This window comes from Paenibacillus qinlingensis (genome assembly GCF_031455095.1).
Taxonomy (GTDB): domain Bacteria; phylum Bacillota; class Bacilli; order Paenibacillales; family NBRC-103111; genus Paenibacillus_E; species Paenibacillus_E qinlingensis_A.
Genome location: NZ_JAVDSB010000008.1, coordinates 235,231 through 255,974 on the forward strand (window position 1 = coordinate 235,231; position 20,744 = coordinate 255,974).

10 protein-coding genes are annotated in these 20,744 nt (G+C 45.9%); all 10 read right to left on the reverse strand.

The genetic code is table 11. The annotated features are described in order from the left end of the window. Positions 1 to 132 precede the first annotated feature (132 nt). The 10 genes from J2736_RS21145 to J2736_RS21190 all read right to left on the reverse strand — a co-directional run bounded on the left by J2736_RS21145 (position 133) and on the right by J2736_RS21190 (position 20,735). Positions 133 to 6,627, reverse strand: coding sequence for a polysaccharide lyase family 8 super-sandwich domain-containing protein (locus tag J2736_RS21145; RefSeq protein WP_310500559.1), 6,495 nt, complete (start codon positions 6,625 to 6,627; stop codon positions 133 to 135). A gap of 336 nt (positions 6,628 to 6,963) precedes the next feature. Beyond that, positions 6,964 to 7,389, reverse strand: a complete 426-nt coding sequence (locus J2736_RS21150) for a hypothetical protein (protein ID WP_310500560.1) — start codon at positions 7,387 to 7,389, stop codon at positions 6,964 to 6,966. Positions 7,390 to 7,490: 101 nt separating this feature from the next. Beyond that, entirely contained in the window at positions 7,491 to 10,208 is a 2,718-nt protein-coding gene (locus tag J2736_RS21155) for an S-layer homology domain-containing protein (protein ID WP_310500561.1), read from the reverse strand. Between the two features lie 438 nt (positions 10,209 to 10,646). Next, positions 10,647 to 10,970, reverse strand: coding sequence for a hypothetical protein (locus J2736_RS21160; protein WP_310500562.1), 324 nt, complete (start codon positions 10,968 to 10,970; stop codon positions 10,647 to 10,649). Then, a complete protein-coding gene (locus J2736_RS21165) occupies positions 10,942 to 11,163 on the reverse strand; it encodes a hypothetical protein (RefSeq protein WP_310500563.1) in 222 nt (73 codons plus the stop codon). The genes J2736_RS21160 and J2736_RS21165 overlap by 29 nt, the downstream gene beginning before the upstream one ends. Before the next feature lie 149 nt (positions 11,164 to 11,312). Then, the gene (locus J2736_RS21170; RefSeq protein ID WP_310500564.1) at positions 11,313 to 13,208 is read right to left on the reverse strand and encodes a PrkA family serine protein kinase; all 1,896 of its coding nucleotides are present in this window, start codon (positions 13,206 to 13,208) and stop codon (positions 11,313 to 11,315) included. A gap of 175 nt (positions 13,209 to 13,383) precedes the next feature. Then, complete coding sequence (locus tag J2736_RS21175; RefSeq protein WP_310500565.1) at positions 13,384 to 15,672, reverse strand: glycoside hydrolase family 95 protein; 2,289 nt, start codon at positions 15,670 to 15,672, stop codon at positions 13,384 to 13,386. A gap of 11 nt (positions 15,673 to 15,683) precedes the next feature. Further along, positions 15,684 to 17,477 carry a cache domain-containing sensor histidine kinase gene (locus J2736_RS21180; RefSeq protein WP_310500566.1) on the reverse strand — a complete coding sequence of 598 codons (1,794 nt, stop codon included), beginning with the start codon at positions 17,475 to 17,477 and terminating at the stop codon, positions 15,684 to 15,686. A gap of 38 nt (positions 17,478 to 17,515) precedes the next feature. Beyond that, entirely contained in the window at positions 17,516 to 18,535 is a 1,020-nt protein-coding gene (locus J2736_RS21185; protein WP_310500567.1) for a response regulator transcription factor, read from the reverse strand. Positions 18,536 to 18,614: 79 nt separating this feature from the next. Continuing rightward, positions 18,615 to 20,735 (reverse strand): glycoside hydrolase family 31 protein, encoded by a 2,121-nt coding sequence (locus J2736_RS21190; protein ID WP_310500568.1) that lies wholly within the window; start codon positions 20,733 to 20,735, stop codon positions 18,615 to 18,617. Positions 20,736 to 20,744: the final 9 nt, after the last annotated feature.

Consider the following 20,744-nt stretch of genomic DNA (forward strand, 5'->3'; position numbering starts at 1 on the left):
TGCATTAAAATACTGTAGTGTATTAAACCTTTCCATTGTAGTAACTAACAAGCCAGTCCTAACCGATCTAGAAACTCCTATTCATGCTAAAATACGAAAAGACCGCCAGATATGGCGGTCTTTCTACGCTAATTACTTATGATACATTCTATCCATCATCACAGCAGCTTCTGCTCTCGTCGCAAATCCTGCAGGATTCAAAAAGCCTCCACTCCCCTGAATCAGTCCTTCTTTCACCATGGCTGCCAAATCACTAACCGCATAGGCAGCTACCGTTGACTGATCTGTGAATGCGTTCAAGTCAGCGCTAATAGCATCTGCACTAAGCTTTTTCACCACTCGTAGGGCTCTTGCCGCAATCACCATCATATCCTGTCTGGAAATCGTTTCATTCGGATTAAACTTATTCTCGCCGCTGCCTTGCACGATTGCTAGCTTCTTCAACGTGGCCACAGCGTCATAATAGTAAGCATCCTTACTTACGTCATTGAAGTTTAATTTGAAGTTCGAATCTCCACGGGCTGACAGACTTAATGCTTTTACCAATAGTAAGGAGAAGTCTGCTCTGGAGATATTAGCCGCTGGAGTGAACGTAACTTCGCTCGTTCCGTTAATAATCCCTTTGGACGCCATCACCTCGATGGCATCTTTAGCCCAGTCATACGCCAAGATATCGTCAAAGGTTTTGAACACATACGCTATAGCATACATGCTGAAGTGAGTCGTTGAAAAGCTAACCATCCCCGTTGCTGGATCGTATTTCCCATTAGGAACGGAAACTGCTTTACCAGCTCCGTCAATATACCACACGACCAGATGCTCAGGATTCTTGAGCTCCTCTGCCGTCGGCTTATACGGTAAGGATACTTTAACTGGAGCATCGGGGTTATTGTAGACAACTTGTTTGCCGTCTACGGTTACATGAAGTTCAATCACAGGCCGGTTACCGTTCTGTGCTTGCAGTGCTTCAGACAGCTTAGAAGGATCAACCATAGCGATTGTTAAACCTACTTCTTTTGCGCCGACTGCATCGCTTTGTTCGAGCATGTTGGAAGATACGACTACGTTGCCTATAGCCGTATTTAGCGCAAGATGCTGAGCTGCTGTATCTGCCGTAAGTGCTTGAGCCGGCAACACAATCGTATAGCTTATTGCGCCTTCTACGATTGGCACTTCAATTGGAAGTACTTTGGTGCCGGCGGTATCCGCCGTTAGCTGTCCGAATCCATCCGCAATGACCTTACTTTCCACAATGACCTTCGCATCGCCTGTCTGGATGTCAAGCTGAGGCTTCAGAGTAGCATCCGTAGAAGGTGTTCCAGTTGCGGGTGGTGGAGTAGTCGAATCGGAATCAGAAGAATCGTTCTCTTCGGTTATCGCTGGAGCTGTATACGCCACTGGTAAGCTCACATGTGAGGTATGCCCCAAATTATCATAGGCAGCAATGGTGAATTGATACGTTCTTCCCGCTTCCAGAGGAGCATCAATAATGAAAGTATCAAAGGTTCTGCCCACTTCTACCCCATCCCGGTACACGATGTAACCTACTTGACCGGTGTCAACTATTGCTGAGAGGACACTCACTTCTCTCTTCAAACTTGGCATAGCCATAGTAGCAACCGGTGTGCCTGTTGTTGCAGTCGTCACCATGTTGGATGCATCAGATACAGCAGTTCCTTTCACCGCTGCAACCTTATAATAGTAAGTCTTCCCACTTTGGAGTCCTGTGTCGGTATAGGTCAATGCCGAACCAGCGTATACCATCTGATAGCCTTCGTTAGCGCTAGTGGAACGGTACAGCTTGTAGCTCGAAGCTCCAGCAGAAGTACCCCACGTTAATTTGATACTTGAATTGGTGTTCTGACTCGCGGCTAATGCCGTTGGTGCAAAAGGCTTAAAGTACGCTTTGACATTGTCAAAGTCGAAGCTGCTCACATTGTCGACGGCCATTCTCACGCTGTAAACTGTGGATGTGACAGTAGATCTAAACGCTAATTGGCTCGCAGCCGCCGTAGCTGCATCATTTAAGAATAAATCGTATTTCTTCGTGTTTGTATTCATTACAACCTTTGTTTTATACCAGGTTCCATCGCTAACAACCGGAGAAACCGTTACCTTGGCGCTGGAATTGTAGGCAATAATTTGGCCTCCACTAAAATACACGTGAGCGGTTGCATTATTACTAGCATCTATTACAACAGGTATATTCTTCCAGTTAGTATCTTTCGGTAACACACTCGTTTCTACCGTAACGATTCCTTGATATCCTTGTGCATCTCCGAATCTTCTCTCCGCACTCGTCGCGAGCTTGTTACCGCCCGTAACTCTTACTGCATGTCCTGGCGCAGCAGCATAGGTCGCTTCGACAACCGATACCGGTCTGCCGGTGTCTTCTACAATTGTCCAGCCCGCCGGATCTGCTCCGAGCGCATCGTTATCGAAATTATCGTCAACGAGCGTCTGCACGACACCAAACGTGGAAGATACGATATTCGAATCTGGTGAAACGCCTTCATCGTTGACTGATATGACCTTGTAGTTATAGCTCGTCGTACCGTTCAGCCCTGAATCCACGTAGAACAGTGATGCCGTGCTGCCGATAAGCTCGAACAAATCGCTGCTCGCTGTGGATCTGTAGATCGAATAGCTGGCAGCATCCTTGCCGGCTTTCCAGTTTAGCTTGATGGTCGAGCCTGTAAAATCACTAGCGTACAGCTCCACCGGTGCTTTAGGGATGTCCGTCCCTGATGCATTCGTTGTTGCCGTTGTCAGCACGCTCGATTCTGCCGAGACTGCACCGTTGCTTAACGTTACGATTTTGTAGAAATAGTTCGTTTTCGGCGTTAGACCGCTGTCCGTAAAGGTGGTACCGGAAGCTACCTCCGCCACTTGTGTGAAGCCAGCAGTTGGATTCTGGGAACGGTACAAGCGGTAGCCTGTAGCGCCTGTAACGGAATTCCATGTCAGCTTAATTCCTGTTCCAGTTCGTTCTGCTACCGCTAAGTTCGCAGGAGCAGCTGTAACATAAGATATCTTGATGTCATCTAAGGTCATGGCGCTGGTCGTACCTGCTAATCCAAATATGACCGTATCCAGATTATTAACCGGACTTTCTCTGTAAGACCAATTGGAACCTAGCAGCTGATCATCTACATACATATCAAATTTTTTAGTTACTGTATTGATAACAGCTTTCAAACGATAGGCTCGATTAAATTCCATGGGATTCACCAAATCCACCTTGCTTGAGCCGCTGTATCCCCAAATTTTTCCGCTCTGCATGATGATGTTAACTGCTCTTTTACCCGCAACACTATCCCGAACATCAAGAACGGTTTTGTATTCCGCATTTGAGGCAGACACGGTTACTTCTGCCGTTACATAAGCTCCAGCAGGTACGCTAAATGTATGGCTAACAACAGGATCGCCTGTGCTTTCTTTTTTCATCACCACATTCGCACTTGTTGCCGAATCTTCCGTGACCGTAATCTCGCCGCCGACTGTTCCCGCTGGGACGGTCGCATTCCAGCCTCGTTGCCCGTTCAACTCGCCTCGAGTCATATCATCGAAGCTTTCATTAAGGGCATACGCCGGGATATTAAATAAAGTTGCAATCGGGGCCGAAACATCAGACATGCCCCCAGGATTTAATGCAGCGACTTTATAATAATAATTCGTCCCCTCTGCAATCCCTGAATCCGTGTAGGTCACTGCTGTGACGGATGGCCCCGTCAAAGACTCATATTCACCAGTCAACGTGGCAGACCGATAGAGTCGATATTCCGTAGCTCCTGGCACTTCATTCCATGCGAGTGTTATGCTATTTCCCGCAACATTCACGACTTTCAAGCCGGAAGGCGGAGCAGAAACTGTCCATCCGGATGTAACGGCTGAATAAGCGGACATGCCCTTGCTGTTCATCGCTGCTACTTTATAAAAATACTGGCTGCCGCTATTCAACTTCGTGTCCGTATAGCTTAGGGCCCCACTCGAAAGATCAGAAATTGAATAATAATCTCCGTCCTCTGAAGTGGAACGATACAGCCTGTAATCTGCGGAATCTGGAACGGCATCCCAGTTCACGTTCAAACTACTAACCGTATTCCCATCAACCGTTAGCCCTGTAGGTGCGGAAGGCACTGTATTGGCTCGATCAACGCCATTCCACGTCAGCTTGACACTATTGGCGGAATTTACTACTGCCGTCAAACCAGTAGGCGTATGAAGCGCTTGGTTGTTCCCCGGCAAACGGAATTTCACCTTGAAACTTTTTCCTAATGAGTTCTTGACATTAACGGACAATTTCGCTTTTCCGTCAACGTGATTTAAGGAAACGCCTGGATCCAAATAAACGATATCGCCAAAATCTGTATCCAATACAAGATCAATCGTGCCCGTATTAGCCTTCGTTGGATCAGAGACGGACACTTCGATATCCTCTTCCGTCTTCTTGATCATGACGGAAGCCTTCTTATTACTTGTAATCTGATCTACAGTCGTCAAGCCATCATTCCAAAAATTTATTGCCGTGATGCCTAGCTTCTTTTCTTTAACAGCTTGTACATTCGGCGTATTGGCCAGCACTTCAATATCAGGAAGATTAGCGTATTGCCCAACTTCTTCACTTGATTTACCAGGAAGTAGCACGTAATCATAGGTACCATTGGTAGGATTCGTACCGTGATCGAACCATAGATTCATATAATTGCGTGTATACTCAGTTGCGTAATCAGAGCCTTGATAATATTGGTTCACACTCGACCATGTGTCTGTTCTCGACTCTCGCAAGCCATGAATAGACGATGGCGTTGGGAAATAGTAGCCGATGTCCGAGCCTGGCACATTACCAGCCAGATGAATGCTATTCACTCCGTCCATGGTCTCGCTCCAGCCTAGTTCCGTTGGCTTCGTTGAGCCGTTCACCGTGAGTGCATTGTTCCCGCCGTCGTTCAGCTTGCGATTCTCAACAATCGTTTCCACGATCTTGTTATCTGTGGACGTAATGCCAGCGCCAAGACTTACAATCTCATCATCAAACATGAACCACGATTTCTTCGCTTTGAGATTGTATCCATTGGCCGTATATTGCATGCCTGTAGCCCCGTACAATCCATCTATCTCCGTGCCTCCAACCCAGTTATTGGGATTTTTGGCGTTGGGTGCAGCTGTGGTATTCTGATTGACCGTGGTACCTGGCAAGCGGTAGCTATTAATGGTAGGCCAGAAGGAATCCTTGTATTGCTCCAGGTCGGAATTATATAGATACGTCATCCCGTCTCCGGTATGCCATCCTTTAAGATTCTCTTCATTAACGATTTCAAAATTACCGACTTTATCGGAGGACATGCTGATTCCGAAGACGTATCCCGGTCTATGGTGTACAGCTTTGGACATATTGGGATATTGTTTATTTCCTATATATGCTGCTCTAGGTATAACTGAGGAATCGTTTACAATTTGTTTCGTCTGAATAATAATGATGATCGAGCTCAAATCTGCATATTTAGTAGGCGACGTAGACTCCAACATCCACTTTTTAACCATAGACTTAAAAGCTGCCCGATCCTCGACCGAAGGCGCGGAATAGGACATCCTGACCACCGCCGCACCAAGAGCTCCCATGGAAGTAGCCCCGTTATCATCGCTGGCTTTTCTTGCAATATTTCTTCCTCTGACCATGTCGAACATGGAATTGTTGTAAAAGAGAGGCTCGAAGGCATTATATATCCATTGATAAATATTGTTTACATCTGGATCTGTAATGTCCCAAGATGAGCCCGCTATAATATACATGACCTTGGTCAAATTATCGATAAGGTTAATTCCATATCCACCGTTATAAGCTATAAGTGCCGTATGCTGAAGAAATGAACCGTCATTATACATGCCTTCTCCGGAAGTAACATAATCGAATACCGAGCTTAACTGATCTCTACCCTCAATGATTTTCGCATTGTTCTTGACGATAATCCCGCTTGAGATTTTAATGTTGCAGGCCCACACACGATTGGCCCCTGTCAGTCCAGCACCCCACGTAAGAGCTTGATAGTCGATTACCGCATGCCAATTACTAATCTGCGTCGGTGTTAGACTGGAATAAATCATTGTCGTGATGTTGTTAATACTTAACGGAGAGCTGATTTGCCAATCAAACCAGTTGTCATAGCCTCGAAACACCACATTCTTGTTATATCGATTGGCATACATCCAGTCCATTGCACTGATGATATCAGCCAACATAGCTGCGTTATGCTCTAAGGCTGAGCCTCTTGTCGCGTAAGCTAGCGTCATCGCTTCCAGCCGCTGATAGCTGCCGGAAACATGCTCCGATTCCGTTGTGGTAGCCATATCACTCCAGAGGTAGGCTCTTCCCTCACTTTTATTCATCGTGTCCCAGTTATTCTGAGCAGTGCTAGTAATGTTCGTAATTTTGTCAGCTATGACCGCGTCTGCTGGATCATAGTCCGGTCCACCCGTCAACATGTCATACATTCTGGCCCGGAGTAAGTCATACTCATCCCCCGAAGCATCGGCTGCATGGGCAGGAGTCATTGGCAGCGCAGCTAAGTTAACTAACATGGCTACAACCAACAAAAGCGCTTTCAAATTTCGTAAGTTTATCGTCATATAACTTCTTAGCCCCTTTCCTAAGGTAAATTAATTGTCCTTCATTCCATGGGCAGCTTCAATCCTCCGAAGCTATGGAACAGACCACATGAACCCGTTCATCTTACTTGACAGCTCTTGCCGGTACAATATACATGATTCCAATTAGTTAACAGGCCTAAGCCAATGCGAAAATATCCAATAAATATGTATGATTCGATGGAATCAATATACAAAATTTTGTTAGATTAACACGTAACATCTTGATAGTAGGTGAATCGAAAGTTGGCATTTTGAAATGAAAAAAGAACCTTGATCTCTCAAGGTTCTAGCATCTCTGTTTTTAACACGATGTGACTACAGATCTTCTTCCCTAATTACAGGATACTGTGTGTAAGGGGGATATTGTTGATAGTATGGCGGGTATGGATACGGATATGGGTAATACGGTGGGTAATACGGTTGCGACGCCGCACCGTATAACAATGGCGCTACTACCCATGGCAGTACATTATTAAAGCCGCCGCCGTGCCCATACCAGCCAGGTCCGTGACCAGGCAATTTGCCTGGACCTCCAGGTCCTCCGGGAAAGTAACCGGGTCCGCCAGGTCCACCGGGGAAATGACCAGGTCCTCCTGGACCTCCCGGGAAGTGACCAGGTCCGCCGGGGCCGCCGGGGCCTCCTGGACCGTGACCGGGTCCACCGAATCCGCCAGGGCCATGTCCAGGGCCGCCGTGCCCTCCAATCGGTGGACGAAATTCTTGATCTTCACGCTTCGTCATATCGGAATCACTCACATTCTGTGTATAGTTTTTGATTTCTTCCTATACTGTATGTGTGCGATTGCCTACTCGGTGAACGAATGCCCAAAAATGGGCGCTTTCTATCTTGTGAAATGTACCCAAGGGGAATAAGAGGTTGTTGCAACGCCATCCGTATTTGTAATTACGTAGACTACTCTGACATCGTATTCAGTTCCAACAGGTAGCTGCTCAAGAGACGCTAGTCTAGCAGTCGTATTATCCGAGGTTACAAACACATAATCTGTGCCAGTTACTAAACTATTAGGTTGAGATTTTAACTCACCATTTTGCACATATTTCACAAATCCCCACTCTTTAGTTCTTGTGAACACATTATTGCTACTATCTTTTACCGCATAAACTTCTGACCCCACAGTTGTGTATTCGTAGTAAGAAGTAAATTGTACATTTGAATTAGTTAAGTCCAAGTTGCTGCTAACTTGAAATTGCATGGCTAAGAAATAGCCACCACTTGCAGCGAATATTGGTGTTGATGCATCCGTAGCAACGTGGTTAATTGTATTTACTGGTGGTGATGCAACTACAGGTGTGCCAACAAGGGTATTGTTTTCAACCTTAAATATACGGTTAGTACTGTCTGTAATTTTAATCACAGCTTTAGCAGGAGTTGTAAAATCAAAGACTGAGCTACTCCACCATTGGTTAACACCTGAAACTGTACGCTTTGTGAAAGCACTACTTAGTTCTCCATCAATTGCGCCACTATATTGAGCATCTTGATCTTTCAAATTTACTATTTGTGATCCTGTAGCAGTACGTGTAGCTAGAACATTATTGTTTGCATCAACAAGTGACACTTCGATCTTACGAATATTGTCATATGAAATCTTGGATACATCGAATTTGAAACCTACATTGAAAGCTTCTTGATCTGCCCAATAACCAAAATCTTGTGTTTGAATGTAGGATTGTGGATTTGCTACTTCACCTGACGATGAAGACAAGTTACTGTTTTCCACTTTGTAAATACGATTCGTGCTATCTGTAATGGTGATTACCGTTTTTGCTGGTGTTGCGAAATCATAAGCGGAGCTTGTCCACCATTCATTCGTATCTCCAGCTGCGCGTTTGATGAATGCTGCACTCAGTTGACCATCCAGACCACCGTATGTAATATCATCTGTCATTAATTTCGTAATTTGAGCACCGGTAGCCGTGCGAGTAGCTAGAACAGCGTTGCTCGCATCAACAAGCGCTACCTCAATTTTACGGATATTGCTGTAGGCTAGTTTGGACACATCCAACTTGAATCCTACGTTGTACCCTGCACTCTCTGGTGTCGCGTCAATGAAATAACCAAAATCTTGTGCTTGAACGTATTCTTGTGGATTTGCAATCTCACCTGAAGAAGAAGATAGATTACTGTTCTCCACTGTGTAGATACTGTCATTATTATCAGTGATCGTGATGATCGCTTTGGATGGTGTTGTGAAATCATAAGCAATACTGGTCCAATAATCATTAGTCCCTGCATCACGTTTAGTAAATGCAGCACTAAGTTCACCATTAAGATCATTACCATACAGCGCATCATCTTCCGCAAGCTTTGTGATCTGTGTTCCAGTAGCTGTACGCTTCCCAAGCACGGTTCCACCTGCATCCACTAAAGCTACCTCAATCTTCTTGATGTTCTCATAAGGAAGCTTTGTTAGATCTAATTTGAATCCAACGTTATAGGCTCCACTAGTAGGTGTTGCGTCTGCCCAGTATCCGAAATCTTGCACCTGGATGAAGTCTTGTGGGTTTGTGATCACGGGTGGTGTTACTGCCGCCGTAGTTACCGCTACAGCTGTGCTTGACACAGATACGTTACCCGCAAGATCTTTAGCTTTTACAGTGAAACTGTAGCTAGTATTAGCTGTCAGACCCGTTACCTCATAGCTCAAAGCGTTAACAGATCCTAGCTTTGTTGTACCTTGATACACGTCATACCCAGTCACACCTACGCTGTCAGTAGAAGCAGTCCAGGTCAATGTAATACCCGTCTGTGTTACGTTTGAAGCTATTACATTAGTAGGTGCGGTTGGTGCCGTTGTGTCAGCTGTAAATCCACCACCACCACCGCCTCCACCACCAACAGGGGCAGGAGTTGTAGTTGGAGCAGGAGTTACAGGTGGAGTGGAAGTAGGAGTAGGGGTTGTTACTTGTCCATCCGTTATTTCTTCCACTGTTTTAATTAAGTTCGCACCCATGACCGCGGCTTGTTCCCGTGTAGCTTCGCCCTGAGGATTGAAAGAACCATCAGGGTTACCACTGAGTAATCCATGTTGTTGTGCTAATGCAACGTATTTCAAAGCCCAGTCAGAAATGCTGTCAGCATCTGTGAATGTTGTTTTAGCATCCTCGTCCTTGATCACTCCCTGGGAAATTAATGCTTTCACCATCACAACTGCCGTTTGTTCACGCGTGATGTTAGCGTTTGGCCCAAATAGTCCTCCACCTAGCCCGTCAATAATACCTGCTTTTTTAGCGGCTTCGATATAAGGAATAGCCCAGTCGTCTACATCAGTAAATGTGGAAAGGGCATGTTGGTCAATCGGTAGTCCAAGTGCTTTAACTAAAATGGTAACAAATTGAGCTCTCGTCAAAGTACCCTGCGGGTCAAAGTGTTCGGCATCAATACCAGTTAGAATGCCTTCTTTTTGCAGTTGAATAATCGCATCCTTGGCGTATGAACCCGTAATATCCGTAAATGGATTCGTTGTATCTGCATAAGCAGATATAGTCCCCATTAAAATTGCAGCAGATAGTGATGAAACAAGAAGTGTTTTCTTCATGCCTTGTTGCCTCCATTGTATTTGTAATATTTATATTACAGAACAAGTAGGATGAATTCATTCCTTCAGGTCTGTAATGAGATGAGGAGATCGTAGCATATATATTACAAATTTTCTATGTAAAAAATTAGTAAAAAAGACCCACAAATTCATCTTTATCTAATCTTAATTACCTGTATTATTTTTGTAATAAATCCGAATTCTTCATTAAATTTAGGCACAAAGAACTAATATCGATCTCTCCATACATTTACTCCTATATTCCGCTTTTAATCGACACCACCCAACAAACATTCGTGCATATTCGACAAGATTACCCAGCATCCAATTCACACAATATTCTGTAATATTAAGCATACGAAATTCATTTAAAAAAGCCCCCCACCAAAAAGTTAGTAGAGGCTGGAATGGAAGTCATTTAAAATTTTTTTCAAAAAATTATTTTCTAAATTTCATCAAATCGCACAACCCTACGAAAAAAACAACAATTGTTGTAAGCACGATGAGTCTGAAATCCCAAGCATTCGGAAACTCATTCACTTTGGTATCTGTCACACGTAGAATGAGAATAAAAAACAATAAAACCAAATCGAAAAACATGCAATATGCCATTCTAGCTGAGAGTTTGTGAAGTGGGAGTTTGTCCATCATTTTACCGAAACCAAAAAGATCACTCCACTTCCCGGATTCAGACTTCGTCTTTTGGGGGGTATGGTCCTTTTCCTCTTGTTTATCAGCGATCGGCTTTGGCTCGGTTGACATTCTCCGTGCCAACTCCTTGCAATGACTCGACTGCATCCTGCCACATCAGAACAGCCCCTATGAAGCTTACACCTGCAATGAAAATCCCCCCCAAAGGTGTCAATAGCTTGGGCTCCCATGTTAAGATGATAGCTAGAAAGCTTAGCAAGATTAATAGATAAGCGCCTGTTATTTTCATTGAGTTCCTTGCCATGATCTTCTCCACCTCCTCTATTATGAAGCTAAAGTAGTATATGAGAGATTAATAGATTACGTGTTAGGCAACAATCGGCATCCTTCGCACAGTAAAAAAGACCTAAGGGGTCGTCACCCGCTCAGGTCTTTGGTTTCAAGCACGTTAGCCTATCTATTCAATAAGCTCCCTACATACCGCAATAATTCATTGGCACAAACCGGGCAGTAACCATGCTCATCGATCAACTGTTTCGAAACATCGTTAATTTTCTTCAGCTGCTTCTCATCCGGTGTTTTCGTTGAGGTTGTAATCTTCACGATGTCCTTCAGATCAGCGAACAGCTTCTTCTCAATCGCTTCACGCAGGCGTTCGTGGCTGCTGTAATCAAATTTTCTTCCTTTGCGTGAGTAAGAGGAGATCCGAATTAGTATCTCTTCGCGGAATGCTTTTTTCGCATTTTCCGAAATGCCAATTTGCTCTTCAATGGAACGCATGAGGCGCTCATCTGGATCCATTTCCTCGCCGGTTAACGGATCTTTAATTTTGCCCCAGTTGCAGTAAGCCTCAATATTATCCAAGTAGTTGTCGAAAATCGTTCTAGCTGACTCCTCGAAGGAGTAGACGAACGCTTTCTGCACTTCTTTCTTGGCAATATCGTCGTATTCCTTACGAGCAACGGAGATGAAATTGAGGAAGCGCTCCCGCTCATCCTTGGTTATGGATGGATGTTGATCCAAGCCGTCTTTCAAAGCACGCAGCACATCTAGCGCATTAATACATTGCAGATCCTGGCGGATCAAGGCACTAGAAATCCGGTTAATAACATAACGGGGATCAATGCCGCTCATGCCTTCTTCCTGGTACTCATTTTGCATTTCCTTTAGATCCGCTTCTTTGTAGCCTTCAACCACTTCACCGTCGTACATGCGCATTTTCTTGATCAGATCCATACCTTGCTTCTTCGTTTCCTTCAAACGAGTAAGAATCGAGAAGATGGCAGCTACGCGCAGCGCGTGCGGTGCAATGTGGATGTGGGACATATCACTCTGTCCGATAAGCTTGGTGTAAATCTTTTCTTCATCTGTTACGCGTAAATTATAGGGGATCGGCATGACAATCATACGAGACTGCAAGGCCTCATTTTTCTTATTCGCGATAAAAGACTTATACTCCGTTTCATTCGTATGCGCAATGATTAACTCATCGGCACTGATCAAGGCGAAGCGTCCCGCTTTGAAATTCCCCTCCTGGGTAAGTGAGAGCAAATTCCATAGGAATTTCTCATCACATTTCAGCATTTCCTGGAACTCCATGATCCCCCTGTTCGCCTTATTGAGCTCGCCATCGAATCGATACGCCCGCGGATCAGACTCAGAACCAAACTCTGTAATGGTTGAGAAATCAATGCTTCCCGTTAAATCTGCGATATCTTGCGATTTGGGATCGGACGGACTGAACGTACCAATCCCCACACGACCTTCTTCAGAGACAAATACACGCTCCACATGCACATCTTCAATACAACCGTTGTACTCCGTTTTCAGACGCATTTGGCAGGAAGGACACAGGCTGCCCTCGATTTTCACATTGAGCTCACGCTCAATCTCCAACCGCAACTCCATCGGAATCAAATGAAGCGGCTCTTCGTGCATCGGACACCCTTTAATCGCATAGACGGCCCCTAGATCGGTCTTGGCAAATTGCTCTAATCCGCGTTTCAGCATGGTCACAATTGTGGATTTCCCACCGCTTACAGGACCCATTAGCAACAAAATACGTTTACGAACATCCAAGCGACGGGCAGCGGAGTGGAAATATTCTTCCACTAGCTTCTCAACGGCACGATCTAGACCAAAAATCTCTTGGTTGAAAAACTTGTAAGATTTGTGGCCACTCTGATCGTTGATCCCCTGGGAAGCAATCATATCGTAGACCCTTGAATGCGCAGTTCTCGCGAGTCCAGGATTACTGCGAAGCAATTCTATGTACTCCGCGAACGTACCGGTCCAGCTCAATGAATCCTTCTCCGTACGATGCTCTGAAATTCTTTTGAATATGTCCATGGGTACCTCCTTTCACTGCTGCCTCTATGGATATTGGTCAGCTCGTGATGGTGAATTGTGTACTACAATCCTATGCACCCAAGAAGGAGAACTTGCCCGAAATTTTAAATTGTCACGTATTTCTCTCTAACGATTTTTGAAAATGGAAATGACTAGGAATCCCATTCGATGTTCCCTATTTTCTGAAAATTTCATACTTGCAGCCGGCTTCAACTTGAAATTCAATAACCGTTTGATCCCTGTTGGCTAGCACTTCTTTTCCGTCACAGAACACCAGTACGGCTTCACGTGTGCGAACTCTACATGAGCCAGATAAGGCTGCACGAATAACTGCTTGCGATAATTGACCATCGTTCCACGTAAGATCAATTACATAACCATTGCGTCCTCTCAGGCCGCTAACAGTCCCTTGTTGCCACGCAGTAGGCAGGGCAGGGAGCAAACTCAGCTCACCTGCATGCGTCTGCAGCAACATCTCAACAATACCCGCTGTCGCTCCGAAATTGCCGTCAATCTGGAAAGGAGGATGCGCATCAAACAAGTTGGGATACGTTGACTTGCTCAGCATATGACTCAAATGGGTATACGCCTGTTCACCATCTTCAAGTCTCGCATACATATTGACGATCCACGCGCTGCTCCAGCCCGTATGACCGCCTCCGTTATCCAATCTGCGCTGAAGGGTTGCTGCTGCTGCCTCGGCTAATTCCGGTGTGCGATGAGGGCTTATTTGCGTGCCAGGATGAAGGGCAAACAACTGTGAAATATGGCGATGCCCTGGATCCACCTCCTCATAATCCTCCAGCCATTCCATAATCTGACCATGTCTGCCAATCTGAGGCTTAGGCAGGCGTTCTAACAGCGATGTAAGCTGAGCTCGCAACTCGCCATCCACCTGTAGATGATCGCAGCTCTGAATACATGCAGTGAACAATTCATGGATGATTTGCGAATCCATAGAAGGTCCCATCGTCAATGCTCCTCTAGTTCCATCCGCCAGGACATAGAGGTTTTCCGGCGAAACAGAGGGACCTGTCACAAGCTGCCCATTCGGTGATTCCACCAAATAATTAACGAAGAATGCCGCGGCTTCCTTCAAAATCGGATAGGCTCTCCTCCGTAAAAAATCCTGATCTGCCGTAAACAGAAATTGTTCCCACAGATGCAAGCTCAGCCATGCCGCTCCCATTGGCCAAATGACACAGGTCGGAAACAAGCCCTCTGGTCGTGTTTCTCCCCAAATATTCGTGTTGTGATGTGCGACAAAGCCTGAACAACCATATAGCTCTCTGGCGGTTTGTCGACCACTAACTTGCATGTGCTCAATATGATCAAATAATGGCTCATGACACTCGGATAACCCACATACCTCCGCTGGCCAATAATTCATTTGCGTATTGATGTTAATCGTGTATTTAGACTCCCAAGGCGGTGTAAAGCTGTCATTCCATATGCCCTGAAGATTGGCTGGCAAGCATCCTGGGCGGGAGCTCGCGATCAGCAAATACCGGCCGTAGTGAAAGTAAAGCTCCGTCAATCCAATGTCCACATGGGAATGTGACTCATGCAACAGCTTTAATCGCTGATCAGTTGCTACATCATCTAACGGATCCTGTTCCGCCAGACGTAGACTGATCCGATTGTACAACGCTTGATAATCGTGAATATGCCGGCTCTCCAGTTCTTTCGTACGATACGCCTCTGCTGAAGCGATATGCTCTTGGCATGCAGCTAATGGATCGGGCTCTCGAAACGTACTGGCTGCGGCAAGCAGCAACGTCACGGAGCTAGCCCCTTCCACAGACAGGAAATCGCCAACGACCGAGACAGAACCATCCTCAGTCCTTGCCTTCAACACACAGGCATAGTCGACACCGTGCTTCCCGCAATCGCCGCTCATCCAGATGCTGTCTGCCGACAACCTGCCCGATTCTCCTTCGTAGGGCCTGCGGTTCAAATTCGCTGAGAAGGCAAGCTTCCCACGCTGATCGCACTCCAACCGCATGACGATCACTTGATCGGGATAGCTGGCATACATCGTACGATGATAGGTGACACCATCTACCCGATAGCTTGTCCGAGCTGTGGCATTCTTAATATCCAACTCGCGCCGATATCCTTCAACTTCCCCCTGGTGACCATGAAAATAAAACCTCAAATCTCCCAAAGGCTGATAGGGATTATAGTATTTAGGCGTGGAAAAAAGGGCCATGCGCGTTAATCGCGTGGCCTCTTCCACCTTCCCTGCAAAAAGCAGCTCCCGAATGTGTTCCAAATTACGGGACCCATCAGGATTCAGTCCATCCTTAGGTCCTCCGTACCAGATGGAATCTTCATTGAGCTGTATTCGTTCCTCCTGCACATGGCCGAAGACCATCCCACCTAACCGACCGTTCCCGATCGGAAGCGCCTCCACCCACTCTTTAGCAGGTTGTAGATACCACAGTTTCTCACGATTGTTCAAGAATATGCCCCCTATTTACCAATTGGCTTAGCACCCTGTTTAGGGGATGCTGGCATCACCATAATCATCTTCGTACCTTGCTCAGGCACACTTTCAATCCTCAGGCCATAGCTCTCCCCATAAACCATTTGAATACGGCGATGGACGTTCAGCACACCAATACCGCCCTTTTTACCCGCTTCATCTGTTTCGGCATCCGCTAGCCGGTTAGCACTCAATTTCTCTTGCAGTTGCGTTAACTTCGCCTCCGTCATGCCCGAACCATTATCCTCAACGCTGATCCAGAAAATGCCATCAACAACACCTCCGTCAATACGAACGAAGTGATAATCTTCCAACCCGTCTGGGAACGCATGCTGGAACACATTCTCCACTAACGGTTGGAGGGTTAAACGAACCATGACATGAAGCAAGTACTCCGGCTTTATAGCCACATCAATCTCGAATTCACGACCAATTCTGTGCTTAAGAACAACAATATAATACAAAACGTGCTTCAATTCGTTAGCAACGGTAATTTCCTCCAGATTGGTTTGAACCGAATAACGCAGCATATACGCCAACGCCTTCACGATTTCAGATATTTCTTCTGATTCTTGAATCGTGGCATAGCAAACAATCGTCTCAAGTGTGTTGTACATAAAATGAGGATTGATTTGCAGCTGCAAGGATTGAAACTCCGCTTGCTGGCGCTCCATACGAATCTCAGAGTTGCTGATTTCTACCTGAACCACACGATCCACAGCTTCAGACAACCGCTTAACCATGAGATTATAGCGCACCATAAGCTCAACAATCTCATCCTTGTGAGGGGGTAATGGAATCGTTGCCCAATTCCCTTTCTCCGTTTCTCTCATCCCGTTTTTTAACACTTGAATCGGCTTCGCAATCGACTTTCCGAATCGATAGGCTAATAAAATCGCCAGAATCAACGTAAATATACCGACGATTAGCGTTGTCGAACGAATGTTGGTTAAAGGTTTACGCAGCTCACTTAGCGGCATAGAGACGACAAGCTGCCAATCCGAATAATCGGACTTTCGGCTCACATACATGCGATCGTCACCCTCACTCGTATCAATGAAAGAGGAATGCCCTGCCTTTTCTAGTTTCTTTACAAACTCGTTCGGCACATCCAATCCGACTTTCTTCCCATCGGGGTGATAGACATACCGTCCCCTATTATCAATGATGAACAAGTAGCCGTATTTACCTAAATCTATCCCTTTCCATAGGGCAGACAGATCCGCTGATCGCATCTCAATCGCGAGTATGCCACTTAATTCAGGGGAGGTGAAGCCTCGAAAACGGCGAACAAGCGTGAGCATTTGATTCTCTTGGCCTTCAATAATGGTATGGTTCAAAATACTCAATTTGCCGTCAGCCGCTGTATTGGCAAGCAAATATTGTCGCTGCTTCCTTTTATCTTCTGCATTGAAGGATTGCTCACTCACACCGTTATAGTAATAGACCGCATTCAGTTTATCGCTGATCACATAGACGGAAGCCAACTTCGGATTACGGATAAATAACGGTTCGACACTCGTTTCGAGAATCGTTTTCCGATACATATAATAGTCGTATTCCTCCCGATCAACCTTCAAATCTATAAACTCCATAACCTGTCTGTTCGTCAAAAGTGACACAATCGAGCGCTCATAGTCCTTCAAATACAGATCCGTATGATGAACCGCATTTCCGACGATTTGATTCATCTGGTTCTCCACCATTTCCGCTAATTCACCGGATGAAGTCATGTAAGAGAAGATGCCGACACTGCTTAGAGACAAAATGATAACAATCAAAAAATAAACGAAAATCTTCTTCGTTAGCCCTCTAATTTTCATTTGATACCTAGGCCTGCACGATATTCAGAAGGGGATACGCCCACGATCTTTTTGAAGGTTTTGGTAAAATGCGGATAATCGTCGTACCCCACATCAGCGGCCACATCCACAATACGAACATACGGAATAGCCAACATTTCTTTCGCCTTCATCATTCTTTTGTTAATCCGGTATTGAACAAAGGTCTCTTGTGTTACTTTTTTAAAAAGCGAACTAAAATAAGTCGGTGTCAATCCGACCATGGCCGCAACTTGATCGAGCGAAATGTCTTCCGATAGTCGGCTGTCAATATAACTTTTGGCCTCTTCCATCGGATCTTTAAAGCTTCCGCTTCGCACGGCTTGCAAACCCTTGGCCATTTGGATTAAACCTTTATTAAACATGTCTAAGGCATCCCTCACACTATCCGCCTGCATATAAGCTTGCATAATTGACGGTGAATAGTTACGCGCTTGAAAGCGCTTGACTAACAAGGAATGACAATCATCCAGTAACTCTTTAAGTCCAGCCAATGAGAGATGCAGAGAGAGACAATAGTCACGCCAACGGTCGATGAGGGTTCCTAACTCTTCCATCTGCAAAGCCCATATTTGCTGTTCCATCTGATCAATCCACTCAATATAACGGGAAGGCGGCATGTAGCCCCGAGAAGGCTCTCTGATTAACTGATTGAGCATGTCATGTACATCCGTTGTCGTGACTGGTTTCAACATATAATGACGAACACCATAATTCACACTTTTTTGGGCATATTCAAAATCACTGTAACCGGATATCACAACTGTTTTGATTTGCGGGAATTCCTCATGAATAATTCGGCAGAGCTCTAATCCGTCCATTTTCGGCATCCGAACATCTACCAGCACAAGATCAGGCTCGCAGGCACGAATTTGTTCCAAAGCATCCACGCCATTCTCAGCTGTCTGAATGCGTGAGAAAGCAGGTTGGTACATTTCCGCCATCTTAACGATTCCTCTGCGTATAACCGGCTCATCATCTACAATCAATACATGCATGTCCTGGCCCCCTTCCCATGTTTCCCAATCCATATTCCATTATGATAACTCACCATGAATGGTTCTTCAAAGGAAGGAATTACAAACGCGTTTGAGCCAAGCGCCACGTGACCGTACTGTAAGCTTGCGGCATATTAGGCGGTCCAGTAAGCTGCCCCTTGTAAGAGCCATCCGTCTGTTTGGTGACTTTTGCTTGCCAGACGCCGCATACACCCGCCTCGTAGTCAAAGGTTTCCCCGTCATCGTCGTACACATAGCCTTCACCCGCTTCATCACCGAAATGAATGATCTCAAGCGGGACTTGTGTACCCTGTCGTGGGACATGGGACAGAGCAGGCATCATCGGGATTACAGATCCACTTTTAACAAATACTGGAATATGTTCCAAATCGCAATGAATCCGAATGATAGATCCACCCGTGTATCGTACACCACTCTCTAATCCATACCAGACTCCCGAAGGGAGCAAAACTTCTCTCTCATACTCTCCCTCGACAAGAGGTGCTACGAGCAAGGCATCGCCAACCATATATTGGTCATCCCATTCTCTCACCTTTCTCTTGCCGTAAGCGCCGTCTGTTGTGTTTAATGTTTGCTCTGCTGCTTCAGCTTGAAGGACCTCGGCTGCAACGATTTCGGATGGCGTCATCACGAATGGCATAGCACGGAAAGGAGGAATTCCCTTTTCACGGTAAGTCGCAAACGCCGTATATAAATAAGGCAGCAGTCTCATTCGCAGCTTGATATAGTGACGAACGGTGTCCTCCACCTCTGGGAAAGACCACGGTTTCGTTCCATCTCCCCATGCATTAAGCATCGCGAGTGGCGAGAAAATAACCGTTTGCATTCGTCTGACCCAATCTTCGGCATTCCTAGCTCTTCGCACTTCCGGCGTCCACAGCAGTCCGCTGAACGAGGCGCTGCATATCCCCCGAATGAATTGCTTATGATCATAAAGATCCGAATATAAGACATAAGGCATGGAGGATGCTCCCGTATTCGAAGCTCTAACAAGGCCGTAGGTTCGCCGATTTTGGCTGCGGAATAGATCTGTCGTCATCTTTTGAAACATTAACCCATACATTTGTCTCATCTGCTCGCCATCTAGTCCAGATGGAAACTGAGCATGTCCAGGAAACATCCACGAGTTGTTCGTCAAATCGCTGCCGTCACATTCATCCAGCTTATATCCAGATACCCCGATATGGACATGCTGCTCCTCATGCTGCTTGGTATACAGTTCCACAGCTTCAGGCAAAGAATAATCAGGAGCAAGCCCTCCCCATACGGAATGACTCCCTGATAGTGGCTTCAATTGTTCGTACAATTCACTCTTCGGTGTCACATAAGGATGTTCCCATAGGTTCACCCGAAAGCCTTTTTGATCCAGTGCTTTCACGAATTGTTCAGGTTCCGGGAATCGACTCTTCTCCCATTCATAACTAACCGGGTAGCTTTGGCTGTGCCAACCTGGCTCGAGTCCGATCACATCACAAGGCATATCGTGCTGACGGAACTGCTCGGCTTCTTCAAGCACTTGCCCGTCCGTATACAGCGTCGGAACACGATGCCAGAAGCCAAGTCCCCACTTCGGAGGCAATGTGCCTCCCCCGCAAAACAAATTATATCGAGCCACCACGTCTGAGAGGGTAGGTCCGCCAAATAAATAAACGTCTGCCCCCTCCCGAGGAATCTTGATCTCCACACGCGTGGCCACCATCGTCGCTTTCCATCCCTTATCGGTGTTGCGATCACGAATGTCCTCGTTCAGTGCTTCCGTTTGTCTCATGGTTGATCCGCAGTACATCGTAACGATGCGCGAAGTATCCACTAACACGCCATATCCCAGATCGCTGATATAAAAAGGTACCGGAGCATGCGTCTCCCCTGTATCCTGCTTGGGATCGCTGTTTACCCGCAAGTAACGGTTTCTTCCGCGTTGATTCATTCGTAATAACTGAAGGCCAGTCCCGTATAGCTTCTCCGTACGATTCAACGGGATAGATACCATACAATAATCACCAAGATCTTCAATCTCAATGCTATCTCTTGGAAAAGGAGGCTCCACCTGCGGCAGCTGCTGCATCTCTTCCGTTCTCGGTATGGTGCCCATCACAGAGAGAGGGGTTATATCCTGCGGATCTCCAATTGTAAACTTCCATACGCCTGGTGCCGTTTGTTGCCAATTCATTGTCTGCATGCTTATATC